Source organism: uncultured Roseobacter sp. (assembly GCF_947488185.1).
Classification (GTDB): domain Bacteria; phylum Pseudomonadota; class Alphaproteobacteria; order Rhodobacterales; family Rhodobacteraceae; genus Roseobacter.
Genome location: NZ_CANKYM010000005.1, coordinates 203,607 through 225,135, shown reverse-complemented (window position 1 = coordinate 225,135; position 21,529 = coordinate 203,607). Strand labels below are relative to the sequence as shown.

The window sequence follows — 21,529 nt, the reverse complement described above, 5'->3', positions numbered from 1 at the left end:
AGGCGCATTATGTGACGCGGACCGGCGCTCGCACGCCTCTGCCGCCCCTATCCTGACGTCAGACAATCAACAGGTGACCAAGACTTATGAGCAACGACCCCCTTGTCGTCTTCACGCCCTCCGGTAAACGCGGCCATTTCCCGACCGGCACCCCGATCCTGACGGCGGCGCGCCAGCTAGGCGTCGACCTCGATTCCGTCTGCGGCGGGCGGGGCATCTGCTCGAAATGCCAGATCACCCCCAGCTATGGGGAGTTCTCGAAACACGGCGTCACCGTGAAGGAAGACGCGCTCTCGGCGTGGAACAGCGTCGAGCAGCGCTACGACGACAAACGCGGGCTGATCAAAGGCCGTAGGCTGGGCTGTCAGGCGACGGTGCAGGGCGATGTGGTCATCGACGTGCCGCCCGAAAGCCAGGTGCACAAACAGGTGGTGCGCAAACGCGCCGAGGCGCGCGAGATCGTGCTCGATCCCTCGACCAAGCTCTTCTACGTGGAAGTCGCCGAACCGGACATGCATGATCCCTCGGGCGATCTGGAACGTTTGCGTGACGCGCTGGAAAGCCAGTGGGATCTGGCGGATGTCACCGCCGATCTGCACATCCTGCAGTCCATGCAACCGGTTCTGCGCAAGGGCGACTGGAAAGTGACCGTGGCCGTGCATCTGGGCGATCAGGAAAACCGCCCCCGTATCATGAACATCTGGCCGGGGTATTACGACGGTACCGTTTACGGGCTGGCGGTCGATCTGGGGTCTACCACCATCGCGGCACACCTCTGTGACCTGCAGACGGGGGAAGTATTGGCGTCCTCTGGGGTGATGAACCCGCAAATCCGTTTTGGCGAAGATCTGATGAGCCGGGTTTCCTATTCGATGATGAACGCCAAGGGGGCCGAGGAAATGACCCGCGCGGTGCGCGAAGGCATGTGTGGCCTCTTCACCCAGATCGCCACAGAAGCGGCGATTGACAAGGAACTGATCGTGGATGCGGTCTTTGTCTGCAATCCGGTGATGCATCACCTGCTGTTGGGCATCGACCCCTTCGAACTCGGTCAGGCCCCTTTTGCGCTGGCCACCAATAACGCGCTGCGCCTGCGAGCCGATGATCTGGAGCTGAACATCCACCCCTCTGCGCGCCTTTACCTGCTGCCTTGCATCGCGGGGCATGTGGGCGCGGATGCCGCTGCGGTGGCCCTCTCGGAGGCCCCGGACAAATCCGATGATCTGGTGCTGGTGGTGGATGTGGGCACCAATGCGGAAATCCTGCTGGGCAACCGGGAGAAGGTGCTGGCCTGCTCCTCTCCTACGGGACCTGCCTTTGAGGGCGCACAGATCAGCTCGGGCCAGCGCGCCGCCCCCGGTGCCATTGAACGAGTGGAGATTGACCCCGTCACCAAGGTCCCGCGCTTCAAGGTCATCGGGTCGGATCTGTGGTCGGATGAAGACGGTTTCGAGGATATGATCGGCGCGACGGGCATTACTGGCATCTGCGGCTCCGGCATCATCGAGATGGTTGCCGAGATGCGCATGCACGGGATTGTCGACGCACCCGGTCTCATCGGCTCGCCGGAGCAGACGGGCTCGGACCGGGTGTTTCAGGACGGGCGGACCAATTCCTATCTGGTGCATGACGGCACCGCCTCGGGTGGACCGCTGATCACCATCACCAACCGCGATATCCGCGAGATTCAGATGGCCAAGGCCGCGCTCTATTCCGGCGCGCGTCTGCTGATGGACAAATTCGGCGTCGACAAGGTGGACCGGGTGGTGCTGGCCGGGGCCTTTGGGGCGCATATCTCCACCAAACACGCCATGGTGCTGGGCATGATCCCGGATGCGCCGCTGGACAAGGTCACATCCGCGGGCAATGCAGCTGGCACCGGTGCACGGATTGCGCTGCTGAACACCGGGGCGCGGGCGGAGATCGAGGCGACGGTACGTGCGATCCACAAGGTCGAAACCGCCATCGAGCCGCGCTTTCAGGAGCATTTCGTGAATGCCTCGGCGATCCCCAATGCGGTGGAGCCCTTCCCCATTCTCAATTCCATCGTCACCCTGCCCACGGCGACTTTCAACACAGGCGGTGGATCGGATGATGCCAGTGGTGGCGGGCGGCGCAGAAGGAGACGCGGATGAGTCAAGACAACAGCGATCAGGCGGCGTTCTGGACCACGAGCGCGGGGCAGAAATGGGTCGAGCAGCAGGAGATGCTGGATGCCTTCATGCAGCCGGTGCTGGATGGGTTGTTTGAGCGCGCGCCTCTGCGTCCGGGGGACCGGGTGCTGGACATCGGCTGCGGCACGGGGGCAAGCACCCTTCAGGCCGCTGAGCGCGTTGGCGCGGACGGTTTTGTCTTTGGCGCCGACATTTCGCCCACCATGCTGGCGCATGCCTCGGCGCGGGCGGGTGCAGCCAATAACGTCACCTTCGAGGTCGCAGATGCGTCAGACTACACCTTTAACGCAGAGAGCTACGATCACCTGATTTCCCGATTTGGCGTGATGTTCTTTGCCGACCCTGTTGCGGCTTTCAGGAATATCCTCAAGGGGTTGAAGCCCGGTGCTGATGTCACTTTTGCCGCTTGGGGGCAAATTCAGCAGAACCCGTGGTTCACCATTGCCGCACAGGCGGCAAAGGAGGAATTGGGCGCGCCACCGTCGGTCGATCCCGATGCGCCCGGCCCCTTTGCCTTTCGCGACATGGCGCGGGTGACTGACATTCTGACGGATGCGGGCTTCACCGATGTTTCTGCTGACGTGGTTGCACTCCACCTGTCTCCACCGGGCCGTTTGCCCGACGTGGCCCGCATGGCGACAAGCGTCGGTCCGGCGGCGCGCACCGTCGAGTATTTCCAGGGGTCTGCCGCCGATGCAGAAGCCATTGCGGTCCGCGTTGAGAAAGCGTTTGAGGCCTTTCAGACGGATCAGGGCGTGCGTGTTCCAGCAGAGATCAATTTCTTCAAAGCGCGCCGCGCAGATCGCTGACGGCCCTTGACCGCATCAGGTGAAAACAATAGGTCACCGGCAGGGCGCGGGTATGGTGAAAAGGTATCACGCGAGCTTCCCAAGCTTAAGTTACGAGTTCGATTCTCGTTACCCGCTCCACATCAGAAACATGAAAATTCCATTTTTTTCAATTTCTTGCGTTCTGCAAGTCGCATTGCAGCGCGCGCTGTAGACGGCGACGTAAAAATGGGGTGCGCGGGAGCATGCCCATCGTGGCAATGCCCCTCTGCGATCTCGACCCAGCTTCGAGCCTGCAAGGGGTGACCATTGGCGCAAATGGTCAAATAGAATGGGTTGTTCGGCTGCAACCTCAAGAATGAGCCGTAGGACGGTGGATGTATTCACCCTGGGCTTTCCAAGCAGGCAGGCGCACCGGCCTGCCGCAATTGATCCCTGCGAAGAGTGGTTTCAGGCCGATAGGATGGTGACCACAGGGCAAGTCTTATGTACCACGCAGCCCCATGTCCCAGAATCCGGCCTCAAGTTCTGTTGCTACGGTGAACCGCGTTTGCAGCCGTGCCCAACGAGGGCTTTGCCTGTAGTCCGGTCCAAGCCTTCGGATGACGGCGGCATCCAACATCTGACCCACAGCAATCATCACCTGCTGGTAGTCGTCGTTCGCATAGGTCGCGATCCAATCGGCATAGGGTGTGTCCGGTGTGGCATTCACCGCCAGTGTCAATCCGATTTCGCCATATCCAAAGCAGCAAGGCGCGAGGGCAGCGATCAGATCGAGAAAATCTCCCTGTAGCCCGCTATCCATGACAAATCGGGTATAGGCGAGGTTCGCCACTTCCTCTTTTGCTCCAAAAATCTTTTCCTCATCAATGCCTTCGGCTGCACAGGTTTTCACGTGCAACGCCATTTCGTGGTTCACAAGTGCATTCACGGTGCTGGCGCAGATCTTCATCTCGTCAAGGGTCTCCGCCTTGACCACGCCAAGCGACCAAGCGCGGGCGAAGTGAACAAGAAACACATAATCCTGAACCAGATAGTGTAAAAATGCGGCGCGCGGCAGCGTCCCGTCACCCAAACCGGTTACAAAGGGATGCTGTGTGTAGGTGACCCATGCTGACGGGCATCCATCCTTTAACGCCGCAAAGACGTGGCCATAGCGCGATGCAGTCATGATGCAGTCACATCAATTGCGATGGCGAAGACCGGATTGATGCCAGTGATCGGATCAGCCACGCAGAAAGAGGCGCAAAACCGGATATTGCGCCCAATATCCAGCGCAATGAGGTGCAGCGAAAAAAGGGGCGCCGTGTCGATCCAGGCGCGTTCATTTGGCTTGTGAAGTTCTAGGGAGAGTGCCGCAGGATTCCGGCGGCCCACTTGCAGATGATTTTCGATAAACTGCATCGCGTCCAGAACGACCTCTTCAACGTCATCCAAAAACAAGTTGACCTTTTGACCCGCTAGATCAGCGGGCGTCCAGATCGGACCGCCGTCCAACTCCGGTAAGCCGTCGTCGAGTGTCACCTCCAGGGTTTCAACGCATTCCAAGGGCTGGCCTTCGTGGATTTGCAGACGGAGCTGAACGGGGCTGGAGATCATGATACTAGCCTGATCCGTCGCAACGATTTTGGGTGGACCAAACGGGTCAGCAGACGCGACAGCCTCCACGCCAAGATCAGTTTTCGCGGAATAGCCGGGGTCGTGAGTAATAACGAATGGCTGGTGATTGGGATCAATGAACCCGTCAAACATGGCCTTTGCCGGGTGCTCTGCCATTGCCGGAAAAGTGATTAGCGTCAAAAGGGGCGCAAGGGACGTCAGTTTCATGGGTCAGACCTCAATCGTAGAATTCGGCAAAGTGGTGGGTCGGGCCGTGGCCTTTGCCAACCGACAGGGAATCTGCGCCTGAAATGGCTGCGGAGACATAGGCTTTGGCAGCCGTCACAGCCTCACGCAAGGCCGCACCTTTACCTATGTGTGCTGCAAGAGCAGAGGACAGGGTGCACCCAGTGCCATGGGTGTTTTGCGTTAACGTACGCGATGCTTCGAACCACTGCGCACTCTCTGACGTGACCAGTACATCGGGGCTGTGGGTGCCATCGAGATGCCCTCCCTTCATCAAGACGGCCTTTGGGCCGAGTGCGCAGAGCGCCCTGCCCTGTGCCTCCATTTCCGCTCGCTTTGCGGCGGGTGCGCGACCGAGCAGATGAGCTGCCTCTGGCAGGTTTGGCGTAAGCACCGTCGCCAGTGGCAGCAGTTTCTCGCGCAGTATTGCGATTGCATCCGGCGCCAACAGGGGAGCCCGCCCCTTGGCGATCATCACGGGGTCGAGGATCACCGGCACCTCTGGGTGCGCGCTGATGGATCTTGCTACCGCGCTGGCAATCTGCGCATTCGCGATCATGCCGATTTTGATTGCGGCGACATGGATATCTGCAAAAACTGCTTCGATTTGCTCTGAAACAAACTCAGGCGGCACGAGGTGCACACCGCTGACACCTTGGGTATTCTGAGCCGTCAGAGCGGTGACAGCGGCCATCGCGAACGCGCCATTTGCTGAAATTGCCTTGATATCTGCCTGAATCCCAGCACCACCGGAAGGGTCGGACCCGGCAATTGAAAGAACATTCACGATCACTTTGCGCTCCTGTTGTCTGGGTGAAGGAAGGCGGCTGCGGCCATCTGCGGATCTGTTTTCCCGCAGATGGCAGACACAACGGACAGACCATCAACGCCTGTCGCCATCACAGCGGGCACATGGTCTGCCTTCAAACCGCCAATTGCCACTGTTGGTAGATCTGTTTCCGCAACCAATGCAGCCAGGCCGTCAAAGCCTATCGGACGCTCGTGATCCCTCTTGGTTCCGGTCGCAAAGACCGGCCCCAGACCCAGATAGTCGACGGGGGCAGTTTTCGCGGCCCGCACGGCCTGCGGTGTTTCGCAGGACAGACCTAAAATGCGGTCTGGTCCCAGCCTTGCACGTGCCTGATCGGGCGACCCATCAGCTTGTCCGATATGCGCCCCGTCAGCACCAGACACGACAGCCGCCTCCAGATCGTCGTTGACGACCAGCGGGACGCCGGTCCCTTTGAGAGCCAGCATCAAAGCGCGCGCCAAGGCAATGCGCTCGGCCGTGGTGGCAGGTTTGTCGCGCAGCTGCACCATCGTGACCCCGCCAGCGACAGCCCGTAGCACCGTGTCCACCACGCCCAGGTTCTTGCACAGCAGAGGATCGGTGACGAGGTAGAGGCGCAATGCCGCACGGTTCAATGCCATTGGATCAACGCGTCCCCGGCAAAGTTGACAGGTTTGGTTTGCGATAACGCATCGAGGAAGGCGACTTGAAAACTTCCGGGGCCATTGGCGGTCTGCGCTGCGCGCTCGCCTGCATATCCGAACATCGACAGGGCCGTCAGGGCCGCCTCGAAAGGTGGCGCGACGGCCACACAGGCCCCCATCAATGCGGTCAGGGAGCAGCCCATCGCAGTCACCTTTGGCATGAGTTCAGACCCACCAGCGACATGCGCCTTTCGGGTGCCATCGGTGACAAAATCCTCCTGACCCGTTATTGCCACGACGCACCCCTGCGCCTTTGCAAACGTCGTGGCGGCACTCTCGGCATCGGCCACACTGTCTCCGCTATCGGCCCCTTTGCCTGCGGTTGCCGTGCCGCTCAGCGCCAGAATTTCAGAGGCGTTCCCCCGCACAATCGCAGGGCCCCTTGCGATCAGATCCTGCACAACCTGGCCACGATAAGGTGTCGCAAAATGGGCCACCGGATCGAGCACCCAAGCTGTGTCCGACGCTGTGGCCGTATCTACGGCCTTTTGCATCGCCCTGACCCAGGCCGGGGACAATGTGCCGATGTTAATGGTCAGGGCACCGCTGACAGGTACAAAATCCGAAACCTCTGCCTCGGCATGAACCATGGCAGGCGACGCACCTGCCGCCAGCAAGACGTTAGCGGCGGTGTTCATGGCAACATAGTTCGTGATACAATGAACAAGTGGGGATTGCCTGTGCAAGGCTGACACTACGTCTTCTGTCTTCACGGTCTCTTCTCCGACCGGCGAAACAAGGAAGACCGCGGAGAAGCGACTTTTACCCTCCCTCCGCCAGCATTATCTGGTTCAGGTTCAAAGGGTACTTCTCAGCCATCAGGCGCCCCCGGTCGTGCCTTGGTAGTCAAGCCCTGGGAGATCTGTCAACCGTTGTAAGCGTCCGCAGGTCAGGTTTTCCGTTTCTGAGATGCAATCTTTGCAAGGCTGGCATCCAGCTGCATCGATGTTATGACCACAGTATCCGCAAAACCGGGAGTGGAGGCCCACTGGGGCGTACCGCTGGACGCTGCGCCACTCCAACAGCCTCAAACGGGTTTCACAGCTTATTGTTCACAACCTGCCTGCGAAGACGGTCAACTCCGGTTAATTTCCAATAGTTATTTTACGATCGCCTGAGAGGTTTTTTACACCACGCCCCCGTAGCGGGGGAGAAAGGCGTCAATGACGTCAAGGTCGCTGGCTAAAACAGGCTACGGGCGCGATTGCCGTCGCCCATTCCACTGTGATTTTTCGAAATCGTCGGGCCTAGTCCAACTCGAACGTGATACCGAAGGTCAGCACGCCGTCCGTTGATTGCCCGTCTGCGGGCAGCAGTTGCGTAAAGAAGTTCCGGTAGCGCGCCTGGAGACCGATGAGCGGGATCACGTCGCCAATGGAATGATCGAACCGGTCGCCTTCGCCGGGGTAGACGGCGAGGCCCGCGAAGACGCCAACCTCGAATTCCGTCGCAACCTCCACGTCATAACCGACTGAAATCATTGGCGACATGTTGGAGTAGCTGTTTTGGAAAACGCCAATGGTATAGTCGAACACCTCCCGCTCCCAAGTGAGGAACACACCGGGATTGAATTCGCGAAAATCTTCAGTGGCATTGAAGTGCTCTGACCCCAGCAGGATCGACACACGGTCTGGGCCTGCAAGCGCAGTGGTCGGCAGCGCCGCGGCAAGGATCAGGGCAGGCAACTTCATAGCGTGTCTCCGGGGACGAAAGTGTAATCACAGGTAGAAACTCTTCTAAGGCACTTTGTCGGACCTTTGGGTTAAAAGAGCCTTACGTCAGTAAGATCTTTGCAAAAGTGTCCCGCAAGTCACGTTTCAGCACCTTTCCCGTGGCATTGCGCGGCAGCGCGTCGGTGAAGACGACCTTGTCAGGGATCTGCCACTTGGCGATCTTGCCCTCGAAGAAGGCCAGCAGGTCATCCGCGTCCGGCTCCACGCCTTCCGCCTTGACCGCAACCAGCACCGGCCGTTCGTCCCATTTGGGATGGGGTGCGCCGATCACCGCGGCATCGCTGAGGTGCGGGTGGGCGATCGCGATGTTTTCAAGCTCTACCGAGCTGATCCATTCGCCCCCTGATTTGATGATGTCCTTGGACCGGTCGCGGATGGTCAGATAGCCCTCCGGGTCCAGCGTGGCGATGTCACCTGTGTTGAACCAGCCGTTCTGCAGGGTTTCGTGCGATGTCGCGCGGAAATAGGCATCGAGAATGAAATGCCCGCGCACCAGCAATTCGCCCTGCGTCTTGCCGTCATGTGGCAGAGGGTGTCCGGCCTCATCGACAATCGTCAGTTCGACGCCCCAGGGCGGTCGCCCCTGATTTTCACGCAGCCGGTGCAACGCTTGGGTCTCAAGATCCAGATGTTTGGCCAGCGGCTGATTGACAGAGCCAATGGGTGACATCTCCGTCATGCCCCAGGCGTGGATGGTCTCCACCCCGAAGGTGTCGCGGAACGCTGCGATCATCGAAGGCGGACAGGCAGAGCCGCCGACAACCGTGCGTTGCAGACTGCTCAGGGCACTGCCCGCCTTTTTTGCCTCGCCCAGCAGGCCCAGCCAGATGGTGGGCACGCCCAGAGCGATGGAGACCTTATGCGTGTCGATCAGCGCCACCAGCGACGGGCCATCGAGCCCCGGACCGGGCAGCACCATCCGCGCCCCGACCATGGCACAGGCGTAGGGCGTGCCCCAGGCGTTGACATGGAACATCGGCACAACCGGCAACACCACATCCATCGCTGAAAACCCGAGGCTGTCCTTCAGGTTGCAGGCAAGGCTGTGCAGCACGGTGGACCGGTGCGAGAAAAGCACACCCTTGGGGTTCCCGGTGGTGCCGGAGGTGTAGCAGAGGCTCGACGCGGTCAATTCGTCGAACTGCGGGTATTGATACTTCGCGTCCCCCTGGGCCAGCAGATCGTCATAGGCGATGAGGTCTGGCAGTGTTTCGGCCGCTGCACCCACGGTGTCTTCCAGCAGCACGATGTGTTTCAGCGTGGTCAGCTGGTCGCGGATGGACGCCACCAGCGGGACAAAAGTGCTGTCGATGAACAGCACCTCATCCTCAGCATGGTTGATGATATACACAAGCTGATCCGGGAAGAGGCGCGGGTTGATCGTGTGACAGACAAAGCCGCCGCCGGACACACCGAAGTATATCTCCAGATGCCGCCGGTTGTTCCAGGCGATCGTGGCGCAGCGGGTCTGAGGTTTCAGCCCGAGGCTATCCAGGGCGCTGGCCAGTTGTTTTACGTTGCGGGCCACCGCGCCCCAGCTGGTCGTCTCATGCCCACCGCCGGTGTTGACGGAGACGATTGGCGTGTCGCCGTGATAGCGCGCCGCATGATCGATGAGCGAAGAAATCAGCAAAGGGGCTGTCATCATCTGGCCAAGCATTGTGATCTCCCGTCACGCGTCGGTCTGTGTATACGGAGCGCAGGTGCAGGCCCGTCCCCTACCCTGCCTTGAGGGCCGCGCGCTGGCAAGTCTTGGCAAATTCACTCCCGGTGCGTAAGGGAGCGGTATGACCCTTCAATATCACACGCCGCTTTCCCTTGAGCGCCAATTGGCGCTTGGCATTGATCCGCCGGCGCCGCTCGCAATGGCGGACCGGGTGCGATTTTCAGAGCTGGATGTTCTCAATCACGTGAACAATGCGGTCTATATGCATTGGTTTGAAAGGCTGCGCATCAAGTACACGCAGGATTGGGGCTTGTCGCGTTACATGGGCAGTGGAGATGACCCGCGGATCGTGATCCGGTCAGGCCAAATCCACTACCGGCAGGAAATGCGCATGGATGAAGACTATGTGGTGACCTGCGGCTGCATCGCGTTCCGTACCACGTCGTTTTCACTGGCGCAGACGCTTTGGGCTGGCGGTACGCTGCGCGCTACGTTTGACTGTGTGCTGGTATTGCTGAATGCGGACGGATCAGGCCGCTATCCGATCCCCGAGGACGTGCGGCAGAAAATGATCGATATCGACGGCGCACGACCGCATCGCTGAGGTTGGCCTAAAGCCCACCCTACCTGCCAATCGAAAGCGTTTCAGCCAGCAGGTAACGTGGGCTTTAGGCCACCTTTGATCAGGATTGATGGCGTCTGATAAAGGTGACCAACTGGGCAGTTGACCCATCCTTGCCCTGCGGATCGGCGGATCCCTCGACGACAGGTTGCAGGGACGTCGCCAATTCCTTGCCCAACTCAACCCCCCATTGATCATAGGAGTTGATGCCCAGGACCACTCCCTCGACAAAAACGCGATGCTCATAAAGCGCCACGATCTGACCCAGCGTGAAGGGGTCGAGCTGCGGGTAGACCAGTGTTGTCGAGGGGCGGTTCCCCGTGAAGACGCGGTGATGTGCCTGCCGCTCAAGCTCATCCCCCGTAAAACCCGCCGCCCGCATCTTTTCACGCGCCTCATCAAGACTGCGGCCCCGCATCAGGGCTTCGGATTGGGCCAGACAATTCGCAATCAGCAGCTGATGATGATGTGCCAGTTCTGCCTCGTGCCCCTCCGCCGCGATCATGAACTCGCAGGGGATCACGCGCGTGCCCTGATGGATCAGCTGATAAAACGCGTGCTGCCCGTTTGTCCCTGCCGCGCCCCAAACCACCGGACCACTTGGGACCGAGACGGGCGTGCCATCCATCTGCACACCCTTGCCGTTCGATTCCATTTCAAGTTGCTGCAAGTAATCGGGCAGCTTCGCCAACCGCTGATCGTAGGGCAAAACCGCACGGCTGGCGTGGCCACAAACCTGCGCATGCCAAAGGCCCACCAGCGCCAGCATGACCGGCAGGTTCTCTGCCCATGCGGCGGCGCGGAAGTGCCTGTCCATGTCTTGGCCACCCCGCAGGAAAGCGTCGAATCCCTTGGGCCCAATGGCGATCATTAGTGACAGGCCAATCGGCCCCCAGACCGAATAGCGCCCGCCGACCCAATCCTCGAACCCGAAGACACGTTCCGCCGGGATGCCGAAGTCCCGGGTTTTCTCGTCGGAGGTGCTCAGAGCCGCAAACTGGGCCGAGGGATCACCACCGTGATCCTGCATCCAGGCTTTCGCCGTTCGGGCATTTGTCATCGTCTCGATCGTCGTGAACGTCTTGGAGGCCACGATCACCAGCGTCGTTTTGGCATCCAGCCCGCGCAACGTATCGGCGATATGTGCGCCGTCCACATTGGAGACAAAGTGGCAGCGCGGCCCGTCGTGATAGGGCGAGAGCGCCTCGACCGCCATCGCAGGCCCCAGATCGGATCCGCCGATGCCGATGTTCACCACATCCGTGATCTCGCTGTCCCGGACGTGATTGGCGTAGATCCGCATCCGGTCCAAAGTCGCCAGCACGTCAGGCATGACATCGAAACCGTCCACCAGAACGGGCCCGCCATCGAGATTGCGCAAGGCGGTGTGCAGGACCGCGCGCCCTTCGGTGTCGTTGATGGGCGCGCCCGTGAACATGGCCTCGCGTTTCTCTGCAACACCAGCCGCTTCAACCAGGTCGATCAGCGCCGCGCGGGTCGCCGCGTCGATGTTCGTCTTGGAATAATCAAAAAGCATATCCCCGGTCTGCGCGCTGAACCGCCCCGCCCGATCCGGCGTTTCAAAGAGAGAGAGGATCGACCGCTCTTTTGTTTCGTCAAAGCGGGCGCGCAGAGCATCCCACCGTGCGGTCATGCGGCCCAATGCACCGTTCCTTCCGTAATGACAGCAGAAATAGGCGCCTCAAGCGGCGAAAGCCGTTGCGCCCTTTCAAAAGCGGCCTTCTTGTCGTCGCCAAAGATCACCAGATGTTTGTTCATCGCCCCATCCAGAGCCTGCGCGCTGAAGGTGATGCGCTCTTCCGGCTGATCCGCAGGCGTGACGGCGCAGACAAGCGGTGCGTTGCGCGCCATTGCCGCCTCCACACCCGGAGCGCCGGGAAAAAGCGAGGCCGTATGCATATCCGCCCCCATGCCCAACAGCAGCACGGAAATAGGCATGTCCGCGGCAAAGTCTTCCGATATGCCGGGGGCGGCCTCCTGTGCTGTCATGCCCTCGCGGTAGAACGACAGAAACTTCGCCGCCGCCGCATTGCCGGTCATTAGCCGTGATTTCACCAGTCCCGCGTTCGACCGGGCATGGTCTTCAGGCACCCAACGTTCATCGGTCAGCATCACATGCACCCGGTCCCAGTCGAGATCCACCGAACTCATGGCGTCAAAGATCGGCCCCGGCGTCGTCCCGCCCGGCACCGCAAAGCTCGCAAACTCGTGGTTCAACAGGCATTTGCGCAAATCGCTGGTCACCGCATGGGCCACATTCATGATCGCCATATCGCGGTCTGCATTTTCGTTGAAGTTCATGGGGTCACCTCTCGCCATTCCCGATCGTCCCGACGCATCAGCTGAGCGGAGGCATCAGGGCCTGCGCTGTGGCTGTCGTAAGGCTTGGGCACATCCCCCCGTTTTGTCCAGCCTTCGATGATCGGATCGGTCCAGGCCCAGGCCGCTTCCACCTCGTCGCCGCGCATGAAAAGGGTCTGGTTGCCGCGGATCACATCCATGATAAGCCGTTCATAGGCATCGACATTTTCCGCCCCCTCCGGCCCCAGCGCATCGGCAAAAGTCATATCGAGCGGGACATCCATGAGCCGCATTCCGCCGGGGCCCGGTTCCTTGATGGTCACGCCCAGCTTGATGCCCTCATTGGGCTGCAGCCGGATCGACAGCACGTTGCGGTGCCGCCCCGCCTCCTCGCCGAAAATGGAATGCGGCGTGTCCTTGAAGACAATCGAGATTTCCGAGGATCGCGCGACCAGCCGCTTGCCCGTCCGCAGGTAAAACGGCGTGCCTGCCCACCGCCAGTTGGCGATATGGGTCTTCATAGCGATAAAGCTTTCGGTCTTGGATTTCGGGTTTTCAACCGCGGTGCGATAGTCGGGCAGATCCTCGGGATCGTCCGGGTCTGCGTCATACTGCCCGCGCACGATATGATGCGGCTCCACGTCCTCCAGCGCCCGGATCACCTTAAGCTTTTCGTCACGCACCGCATCAGGATCGAACCGCGCCGGCGGCTCCATCGCGATCAGGCACAAAAGCTGCATCAGGTGGTTCTGCACCATGTCGCGCATCGCGCCGGATTTATCGTAATATTCGCCTCGCCCGCCCACGCCGACGGTTTCCGCCACAGTGATCTGGATGTGATCGACGAACTGGCTGTTCCAGAGCGGCTCGAACAGCATGTTGCCAAAGCGCACAGCCATCAGGTTCTGCACCGTTTCCTTGCCCAGATAGTGATCGATGCGGTAAATCTGGCCCTCGTCGAAGAAGGCGGCGAGGTCGCGGTTGAGTTGCCGGGCGGTCTCAAGATCCCGGCCAAAGGGCTTTTCAACAACGATCCGGCTGTGCTCATCGGTGAGCCCGTGATTGTTCAGCCGCTCGGCCAGATCGCCGAAGAGGCTTGGCCCCACCGAGAAATAGAACGCCCGCACCACCTTGCGGCGCATCTGGTCCGCCAGTTCCCGCCAGCCGTTCTCCCCCTTTGCGTCGATGGCGACATAGGAGAGGTTTTCCAGAAAGGAGGTCAGCTTGCCCGCGTCAATGTCACCGGTGCCGCCGAATTCCCGGATCGCCTCGCCCACCATCTCGCGGTATCCGTCATCGTCCATTTCGGCGCGTGCGGCCCCGATGATGCGGGCCTCGGAGGGCATTTGCCCGGCACAGTAGCGCCGAAACAGCCCTGGCAGGATTTTGCGCCGGGCCAGATCGCCGGTGCCGCCAAAAATCACGAGGTCGAAAGGATCGACCGGAATGACGCGCGAAACCATGAGAAATCATCCTGAAGTACGGGGCCCTCGGGCCGCGGTTGATGTTAGCGCAAACATGCCCCGAATGAACCCCGATCACAAGAGCGTGCACGCAAATGAAAACCTGTTTTCTTGCCTTTACCTATCCCCTAGCACACATTCACGGCAAATGATGACCAAAGGCACCCTCTCCCATGAAAGATCTGGCAACCGCCAATGCAGGTAAATTCATCGATCCGACATGGACTGCAAAGGGAGAGAAACGGGCCACTGTCAGCCTGACGGCCCCCAAGACGCTGTGGTTCAACACCGGTACGCTGTGCAATATCGAATGCGTCAATTGCTATATCGAGAGCAGCCCGTCCAATGATCGGCTGGTCTATATTTCCGCCGCAGAGGTGGCTGCCTATCTCGACCAGATTGAGGATCGCAACTGGCCGGTGACCGAGATTGCCTTTACCGGCGGTGAACCCTTCATGAACCCGGAGATGATCGACCTGGCGCGCAGTGCCCTGGCGCGCGGGTATGACGTTCTGATCCTGACAAATGCGATGCGCCCGATGATGCGGCGCAAGATGCAGGAAGGTCTCAAGGAGCTGAATGATGCCTATCCGGGCAAGATGACCCTGCGTGTTTCGCTGGATCACTATGGCGCCGAGTTACATGACGCTGAGCGCGGGTTGGGTGCTTTTGCCAAGACGCTCGAAGGGATGGAATGGCTGCGCGACACCGGCATCCGGATGGCCGTGGCGGGCCGGTCGACCATGGCGCACAGCGACGCGGAAAGCCGCGCGGGATATGCGGCGTTCTATGCCAGACATGACTTTGACATCGACGCGCAAGACCCGGGAATGACAGTTCTTTTTCCTGAAATGGATGAGACGGTAGAGGTGCCGGAAATCTCCACCGGGTGCTGGGGTGTTCTGAACAAATCCCCCGATGCGCTGATGTGCGCGTCGTCGCGGATGGTGGTCAAGCGCAAGGGTACCGCGCATCCGACTGTTCTGGCCTGCACCCTGTTGCCCTACACGCCCGAGTTCGAGCTAGGCGAGACGCTTGCAGAGGCAGAGCGCGACGTGGCGCTGAACCATCCGCATTGTGCGAAGTTCTGCGTGCTGGGCGGGGCCAGCTGTTCGGCCTGACGGGACCTAGTGCAGGGTGAATTCACCCGTCACATTGCGCCACTCGCCCGGGCTGATCATCTTGCGATGGGTGAATCGGACCGAATGCAGCGGCCCTTCGATTTCAGCCTGCCAGAATTCGACAAATTCAAAGAGCCTCGGGTGGTCCGGCGCAAGGTCATATTCCTGCCAGACGAAGGTGTTCAGCACATGCGTGTAGTCGGGCATGTGATAGAAAAACTCCGCCGTGGTCAGGCCGTAGCCTTTCAGCATCAGTTCGGTTTCAGATAGGGGCATTTTTGTCCTCTTGACTGCTTCTCGACCTCAGCATGACACGAACGAATTACTTTTCAATGAAAACAGCGTGTTATCACTTTACGCCACCGGCTGCCAGTCGCAGGTGCAGTGAGGGATTGCACCTTATATGTCCCCTCTGATAAGGTTAATCCACAATATATAGACCCTGCGGCAATAACGGGCAGCCTACGTGAGCGATACACCACAACCCCCTGAAAACGATGATGAAATGATGCCGGAACGCCCTGCGTACGACGGGCCCTCTGTCAGCATTGAGCATGAGATGCGCACCTCGTACCTCGATTACGCGATGTCGGTCATCGTCAGCCGCGCAATCCCCGATCTGCGCGACGGGTTGAAGCCGGTGCACCGCCGCATCCTCTTTGCCATGCATGAAACCGGCAACACGCACGACAAGGCCTATCGCAAATCCGCCCGACCGGTCGGTGATGTGATGGGTCAGTACCACCCGCACGGCGATAGCGCGATCTACGACGCTTTGGTGCGGATGGCGCAGGATTTCTCAATGTCGCTGCCGCTGCTTGATGGTCAGGGCAACTTCGGCTCCATGGACGGCGATAATCCCGCCGCGATGCGCTATACAGAAGTGCGCATGGACAAGCCCGCTGCCTATCTGCTGGCGGATATCGACAAGGATACCGTCGACTATCAGGATAACTACGATGGCAAGCAGCAGGAGCCGACCGTGCTGCCTGCCCGCTTCCCGAACATGCTGGTCAATGGCGCAGGCGGCATTGCCGTGGGCATGGCCACGAATATCCCGCCGCATAATCTGGGCGAGGTTGTGGGTGCCACATTGGCGCTGATCGAAGAGCCGGACCTGACCTCTGAACAGCTGATCGACTATATCCCCGGCCCTGATTTCCCCACCGGTGGCATCATGCTCGGGCGGACTGGCGCGCGCAAAGCCTATCTCGAAGGGCGCGGTTCGGTGATCATCCGCGCCAAGACCCGTATAGAGGAGCTGCGCAAGGATCGGTGGGCCATCGTCGTGGACGAAATCCCCTATCAGGTCAACAAATCCACGATGATCGAAAAGATTGCCGAGCAGGTGCGCGAGAAGAAGATCGAGGGCATTGCTCATGTGCAGGACGAATCCGACCGCAATGGCGTGCGGGTTGTGGTTGAGCTAAAGCGGGATGCCACGGCGGAGGTGGTCCTGAACCAGCTCTACCGCTTCACGCCGATGCAAACCTATTTCGGCTGCAACATGCTGGCGCTGAACGGCGGTCGGCCGGAACAGCTGACCCTGCGCAAATTCCTCACCTATTTCATCGACTTCCGCGAGGATGTCGTGGCGCGCCGCACGGCGTATCTGCTGCGCAAGGCACGTGAACGCAGCCACATTCTCTGTGGTCTGGCCGTGGCCGTTACCAACATCGACGAGGTTGTGGCCACAATCCGCGCCTCTGCCGATGCCGCCGAGGCGCGCGCCAAGCTGATGACCCGGCGCTGGCCGGCGCAGGACATCCTGCCCTATATCGCGCTGATTGATGACCCGACCCATACGGCCAACGACGACGGCACCTATAACTTGTCGGAAACCCAGGCCCGCGCGATCCTTGAGCTGCGGTTGCAGCGCCTGACCCAGATCGGTGTCAAGGAAGTCACGGACGAGCTCGAAGAACTGGCCGGTAAGATCAAGGAATACCTCGAAATTCTGGGCTCGCGCGACCGGATCATGGGCATCATCGCCGACGAGCTGCGCGAGGTGCGCGAGCTTTTCGCCGTGCCGCGCCGCACAGAGATTGTCGACTGGTCCGGTGACATGGACGACGAGGATCTGATCGCGCGCGAAGACATGGTCGTGACGGTCACCTCGGGCGGCTACATCAAGCGCACGCCCCTGGCCGATTTCCGCAGCCAGCGGCGCGGCGGCAAGGGGCTGGCAGGGATGCAGACCAAGGAAGAGGATGTGGTCACGACCCTCTTCGTGGCCAATACCCATACGCAGCTGTTGTTCTTCACCACCGACGGCATGGCCTATAAGCTCAAGACCTGGCGCTTGCCGCAGGGCGGGCGGACGTCCAAGGGCAAGGCGATTGTGAATATCCTGCCGATCCCGACGGGTGTGTCCATCGCTGCGATCCTGCCGATTGACCGGGATGAGAAGGACTGGTCCGAGCTGCAGATCGTCTTTGCTACCTCGGCGGGCACCGTGCGGCGCAACGCGCTCAGCGATTTCACCAATGTGAAATCCAACGGCAAGATCGCCATGAAATTCGAGGACGAACACGCCAATACCACGCTGATCAACGCGCGCATCGCTTCGCCGGATGAAGACGTGATGCTGGTGACGGCCTCGGGCCGCGCCATTCGCTTCCCCTCGACGGATGTGCGGGTCTTCAACTCGCGCAGTTCCGTGGGCGTGCGCGGCGTCCGGCTGACCGGTCAGGACAAGGTCGTGTCCATGTCGATCATCCGCCATTTCGATGCGACCTCGGACGAGCGTGCGGCCTATCTGAAAATGCGCCGCGCGATGGCGGGCCTTGCCGATGATGCGGATGGATCGACCTCGGATGAGGAAGAGACGGATGCCAACGCCACCATCAGTCCCGAACGCTATGCAGAGATGTCGGCGGCGGAAAACCTGATCCTGACATTGACCTCCAGTGGGTCGGGCAAGCTCAGTTCCAGCCATGATTACCCTGTGCGGGGTCGTGGCGGCATGGGTGTGCAGGCGATGGATAAGGCCATGCGGGGCGGCGCGCTTGTCGCCTCCTTCCCGGTGGAAATGGACGATCAGATCATGCTCGCCACCTCCAAGGGCCAGTCGATCCGCGTGCCGGTCGATGGTATTTCCTTCCGGTCCCGCTCGGCAGGCGGTGTGAAGGTCTTTGACACCGGCAAGGGCGAGGAAGTGGTCAGCGTCGCGTGGATTGCCGATCAGGGCGAAGCCGAAGAAGAAGGCGAGACATCTTAACGTCACCTCAAGCATTTGCCTGCAAAATGAGCAGACTCAAGTGCGCGAGGTGCCCTGATGAACGTATATTGCTGCATGATCACGCTCAAGGACGATGCGAAAGCATTGCTCTTTGCCAAGGCGTTGGATGACTGGATGGGTCATCTGAAATCGGCTGGCGCCATCGGGGACTGGCGCCTGATGCGGCGCAAGCTGAACCTCGCCGCCGATTGTTACCGCGATTTCATGCTGGAGATCGAGGTGGATGGGCTGTCGCAACTGGACGATGCTTTCCGCCTGACAGGTACGCATGATGATGACGTCGCCCAGATGCACCGCGCTGTGAACGACCTGATCGCCACGGCGGAGTTTGCGCTCTACCGCCCCTACCCGGATATGGAGCGCGCCGAACGGATGGCGCTGCTCTAGGGGCTACAGCCCGTAGATGCCGGTGAATTTCTCTTTGAGATAGGCCAGCAGCGGTGCCTCGGATGGCGCTGCACCACGGGCTTTTGCAATCACGTCGCGCGGCTCATAGAGTCCGCCATGGGTTTGCACATTCTCGCGCAGCCATGCCGTCGCGCCCGAGGTATCCCCCTGGGCAAGCTGGCTGTCGAGGTCTGGCAAGGCCGCACGCATCGCCTCATGCAGGCATCCGGCGTAGACATTGCCCAGCGAATAGGTCGGGAAATAGCCAAAAAGCCCGACAGACCAATGCACGTCCTGCAAGACACCGTTGGACGCTTTGTCGACGGCAAAGCCGAAATCCGCCGCGAACCTGTCATTCCACGCGGCTTCCAGATCATCCACCTGCAGATCGCCGGACATCAGGGCGCGTTCCAGATCGAACCGCATCAGCACATGCAGATTGTACTGCAGCTCATCCGCCTCTGTCCGGATGTACCCGTCCGAGACGCGGTTCACCGTGCTATAAAACGCTTCCTCATCGGCAATGCCGAAATCGCCAAAGGCATCGCGCATCTCGCCATAGAGCCAGCCGGTAAAGGCGCGGCTGCGCCCGATCTGATTTTCATAGATGCGGCTCTGGCTTTCGTGCACGCCCATGGACACGCCCTCACCCAGCGGCGTCAGCAGGTAGTCGCGGTGGATGTTTTGCTCATAGGCGGCGTGGCCCACCTCGTGGATGGTCGAATAAAAGCAGTTGAACGGGTCGGTCGCACTGGTGCGCGTGGTGATCCGCACATCAAGGCCGGAGCCGGAACTGAAAGGGTGCACCGCCTTGTCGACCCGGCCATGGGTCATGTCATAGCCAAAGGTCTTGGCCAGCTTGCGGGTCAACTTCATCTGGGCGGCTTCGTCGAAATTGCCCGAGAGCTTTGCCGGGGCCTCCGCGTCCAGCACCGCCGCGCGCAGCGCCGCCAGTTCCGGGCGCAGGGCACCGAACATCGCCTCCAGCTCGGCGCCTGTGGTGCCGGGCTCATAATCGGCCAGCAAGGCATCATAGACATCGCCGCCGTCAGCCAGCGCCTGCCCCTCTTCACGCCGCAGGGCGATGACCTCCTGCAGGGTCGGCGCAAAGGCGGCAAAATCATCCACCCCCCGTGCCTCGGCCCAGATGCCCTGCGCCTCCGAGGTTAGTCGCGCGATTTTGGCGGCCAGCGCGGCGGGCACTTTGCTGGCCCGATCATAGCTGCGGCGGATGTGGCGCAACTGGGCCGAGGCGCGGGCGTCCAGATCTTCACCCTCCAGCGCCGCCAGCCACTCGGCCACCTGCGGGTTTACCCGGCGCGCATGCAGCACGCCTGCAATGGCGGCACATTCCTCGCCGCGCTGCGGGGCCGCCCCGCGCGGCATCATGGTTTCCTGATCCCAATCCAACCGCCCGGCGATCTGCGCCAGCGCCTGCGTTTCACGCGTGTAGGTCATCAGGGCGTCATAGGCGGTCATTTGGCATTTCCTCTCAGGGACGTTGCGATGGGATAGCCACTCAGGAACCGCGCCCGCAGGATCAGCACCCAAAGGACCACGGCAACCAATTGGTGAACAAGGGCGATATGCACGGGCGCACCATAGAGCACCGTGGCAATGCCGATGGCGATCTGCACGGCAACTGCGGCGATCACCGCGTTGAAGGCAAAGCGCGTCGCCGCATGTGATGATTTTCGCCCGCGCAACCAGACGACGACGGCAAAGGCGGCTAGCAGGTAGCCGGTGATGCGGTGGATGAACTGCACCAGCCCTGGGCTTTCAAAGAAATTCCGCCACATCGGCTCCAGTGTGAAGGCCGTGGCGGGAAAGACCTGCCCGCCCATAAGCGGCCAGTCGGTATAGCTGCGCCCGGCGTCGATGCCCGCCACCAGCGCACCGATCAGGATCTGCAGGAAGGTGAAATGCAACAGGCCGGTGGCCAGCCCCCATTGCTTGCCTTCCTTGGCGCGGCGTGCCTGCATCAGATCGCGTGCGGACCGACCCAGATGCAGCACATACCAGGTGATGAACCCAAGGATCACAAAGGCCAGCCCCAGATGCGTCGCCAGGCGGTAGCTGGCCACATCCGTCGTGCTTTCCCCCTGCGTCACGCCAGAGGCAACCATCCACCAGCCAATCGCCCCCTGCGCGCCACCAAGCGCCCCCAGCAGCAGCAGTTTCGGGGTCCAACCGGCGGGGATCTGGCGACGAATAGCAAACCAACCAAAGCCAAGTGCCCAGACGAGGCCGATCACCCGGCCAAGCTGGCGATGCCCCCATTCCCACCAGTAGATGACCTTAAAATCGTCAAGTTCCATCCATTGGTTCTGGATACGGAACTCGTCAATGGCCTGATATTTCTCGAACTCGGATTGCCAGTCGGCGGCGCTCATCGGCGGCAGCGCCCCGGCGATCGGACGCCATTCAGTGATGCTGAGCCCGCTGTCGGTCAGACGCGTCAGCCCGCCCACCGCGATCATCAGAAAGACGAGGGCAAAGAGGATCATCAGCCAGATGCGGATGGCCCCGCGGGCGCCCCCCTGCCCCTGATCGATCAGCCCGGGTTGCGCCACCGGCCGGGCATCCTCGGAACTCTGAACCTCTTCGAAGAGCTTGCGTTTGCTGCTCATCTGCACGTCCTTGTTTTACTCTTGCGCTGCATACCTAATTCCT

19 protein-coding genes, 1 tRNA gene and 1 riboswitch are annotated in these 21,529 nt (G+C 60.5%); of the genes, 7 read left to right on the top strand and 13 right to left on the bottom strand.

Annotated elements, in window-relative coordinates; all coding sequences use genetic code 11:
* Nucleotides 1-86 precede the first annotated feature (86 nt).
* The 3 genes from Q1A52_RS19195 (at nt 87) to Q1A52_RS19185 (ending at nt 3,103) form a co-directional block, all read left to right on the top strand.
* The gene (locus Q1A52_RS19195; RefSeq protein ID WP_300019096.1) at nt 87-2,135 is read left to right on the top strand and encodes an ASKHA domain-containing protein; all 2,049 of its coding nucleotides are present in this window, start codon (nt 87-89) and stop codon (nt 2,133-2,135) included.
* A complete protein-coding gene (locus Q1A52_RS19190) occupies nt 2,132-2,983 on the top strand; it encodes a class I SAM-dependent methyltransferase (RefSeq protein WP_300019094.1) in 852 nt (283 codons plus the stop codon). The genes Q1A52_RS19195 and Q1A52_RS19190 overlap by 4 nt, the downstream gene beginning before the upstream one ends.
* Before the next feature lie 46 nt (nt 2,984-3,029).
* Nucleotides 3,030-3,103: transfer RNA gene (locus Q1A52_RS19185), tRNA-Gly, on the top strand.
* A 343-nt stretch (nt 3,104-3,446) separates the two neighbouring features.
* Here Q1A52_RS19185 and tenA read toward each other — a convergent pair.
* The 7 genes from tenA to Q1A52_RS19150 all read right to left on the bottom strand — a co-directional run bounded on the left by tenA (nt 3,447) and on the right by Q1A52_RS19150 (nt 9,694).
* On the bottom strand, nt 3,447-4,133 hold the full coding sequence (tenA, locus tag Q1A52_RS19180; protein WP_300019092.1) for a thiaminase II: 687 nt from the start codon (nt 4,131-4,133) through the stop codon (nt 3,447-3,449).
* Entirely contained in the window at nt 4,130-4,789 is a 660-nt protein-coding gene (locus Q1A52_RS19175) for an ABC transporter substrate-binding protein (RefSeq protein ID WP_300019090.1), read from the bottom strand. The genes tenA and Q1A52_RS19175 overlap by 4 nt, the downstream gene beginning before the upstream one ends.
* A 10-nt stretch (nt 4,790-4,799) precedes the next feature.
* Nucleotides 4,800-5,600, bottom strand: coding sequence for a bifunctional hydroxymethylpyrimidine kinase/phosphomethylpyrimidine kinase (gene thiD / locus Q1A52_RS19170; RefSeq protein ID WP_300019087.1), 801 nt, complete (start codon nt 5,598-5,600; stop codon nt 4,800-4,802).
* Complete coding sequence (thiE, locus tag Q1A52_RS19165; protein WP_300019085.1) at nt 5,597-6,238, bottom strand: thiamine phosphate synthase; 642 nt, start codon at nt 6,236-6,238, stop codon at nt 5,597-5,599. The genes thiD and thiE overlap by 4 nt, the downstream gene beginning before the upstream one ends.
* A complete protein-coding gene (thiM, locus tag Q1A52_RS19160; RefSeq protein ID WP_300019083.1) occupies nt 6,229-7,014 on the bottom strand; it encodes a hydroxyethylthiazole kinase in 786 nt (261 codons plus the stop codon). Before thiM ends, thiE begins: the two co-directional genes overlap by 10 nt.
* A 37-nt stretch (nt 7,015-7,051) precedes the next feature.
* A riboswitch (TPP riboswitch) is annotated at nt 7,052-7,141 on the bottom strand.
* Nucleotides 7,142-7,548: 407 nt separating this feature from the next.
* Nucleotides 7,549-7,992, bottom strand: coding sequence for a hypothetical protein (locus tag Q1A52_RS19155; RefSeq protein WP_300019081.1), 444 nt, complete (start codon nt 7,990-7,992; stop codon nt 7,549-7,551).
* A gap of 82 nt (nt 7,993-8,074) precedes the next feature.
* Nucleotides 8,075-9,694, bottom strand: a complete 1,620-nt coding sequence (locus Q1A52_RS19150) for a long-chain-fatty-acid--CoA ligase (RefSeq protein ID WP_300019079.1) — start codon at nt 9,692-9,694, stop codon at nt 8,075-8,077.
* 127 nt (nt 9,695-9,821) lie between these two features.
* On the opposite strand from Q1A52_RS19150, the gene Q1A52_RS19145 reads away from it, so the two are divergent.
* The gene (locus tag Q1A52_RS19145) at nt 9,822-10,304 is read left to right on the top strand and encodes a thioesterase family protein (protein ID WP_300019077.1); all 483 of its coding nucleotides are present in this window, start codon (nt 9,822-9,824) and stop codon (nt 10,302-10,304) included.
* Nucleotides 10,305-10,383: 79 nt separating this feature from the next.
* Here Q1A52_RS19145 and pgi read toward each other — a convergent pair whose 3' ends face one another.
* From pgi to zwf, 3 genes are read right to left on the bottom strand one after another with little or no spacing between them, the layout of a single operon-like run.
* Nucleotides 10,384-11,976 carry a glucose-6-phosphate isomerase gene (pgi, locus tag Q1A52_RS19140; protein ID WP_300019075.1) on the bottom strand — a complete coding sequence of 531 codons (1,593 nt, stop codon included), beginning with the start codon at nt 11,974-11,976 and terminating at the stop codon, nt 10,384-10,386.
* Nucleotides 11,973-12,644, bottom strand: coding sequence for a 6-phosphogluconolactonase (gene pgl / locus Q1A52_RS19135; protein ID WP_300019073.1), 672 nt, complete (start codon nt 12,642-12,644; stop codon nt 11,973-11,975). Before pgl ends, pgi begins: the two co-directional genes overlap by 4 nt.
* Nucleotides 12,641-14,107, bottom strand: coding sequence for a glucose-6-phosphate dehydrogenase (gene zwf, locus Q1A52_RS19130; protein ID WP_300019071.1), 1,467 nt, complete (start codon nt 14,105-14,107; stop codon nt 12,641-12,643). Before zwf ends, pgl begins: the two co-directional genes overlap by 4 nt.
* A 173-nt stretch (nt 14,108-14,280) precedes the next feature.
* Between zwf and Q1A52_RS19125 the strand changes: the two genes are divergently transcribed.
* Nucleotides 14,281-15,228, top strand: a complete 948-nt coding sequence (locus Q1A52_RS19125) for a radical SAM protein (RefSeq protein ID WP_300019069.1) — start codon at nt 14,281-14,283, stop codon at nt 15,226-15,228.
* 6 nt (nt 15,229-15,234) lie between these two features.
* On the opposite strand, the gene Q1A52_RS19120 is transcribed toward Q1A52_RS19125, so the two are convergent.
* The gene (locus Q1A52_RS19120) at nt 15,235-15,504 is read right to left on the bottom strand and encodes an usg protein (protein ID WP_299783360.1); all 270 of its coding nucleotides are present in this window, start codon (nt 15,502-15,504) and stop codon (nt 15,235-15,237) included.
* Nucleotides 15,505-15,733: 229 nt separating this feature from the next.
* Between Q1A52_RS19120 and gyrA the strand changes: the two genes are divergently transcribed.
* Nucleotides 15,734-18,448, top strand: coding sequence for a DNA gyrase subunit A (gene gyrA / locus Q1A52_RS19115; RefSeq protein ID WP_300019530.1), 2,715 nt, complete (start codon nt 15,734-15,736; stop codon nt 18,446-18,448).
* 57 nt (nt 18,449-18,505) lie between these two features.
* Nucleotides 18,506-18,856 carry a DUF6614 family protein gene (locus Q1A52_RS19110; protein ID WP_299783361.1) on the top strand — a complete coding sequence of 117 codons (351 nt, stop codon included), beginning with the start codon at nt 18,506-18,508 and terminating at the stop codon, nt 18,854-18,856.
* 3 nt (nt 18,857-18,859) lie between these two features.
* Here the strand turns inward: Q1A52_RS19110 and Q1A52_RS19105 are convergent, their stop codons facing one another.
* Nucleotides 18,860-20,335 carry a carboxypeptidase M32 gene (locus Q1A52_RS19105; protein WP_300019067.1) on the bottom strand — a complete coding sequence of 492 codons (1,476 nt, stop codon included), beginning with the start codon at nt 20,333-20,335 and terminating at the stop codon, nt 18,860-18,862.
* Complete coding sequence (gene ctaA / locus Q1A52_RS19100; protein WP_300019065.1) at nt 20,332-21,486, bottom strand: heme A synthase; 1,155 nt, start codon at nt 21,484-21,486, stop codon at nt 20,332-20,334. The genes Q1A52_RS19105 and ctaA overlap by 4 nt, the downstream gene beginning before the upstream one ends.
* Nucleotides 21,487-21,529 lie beyond the last annotated feature (43 nt).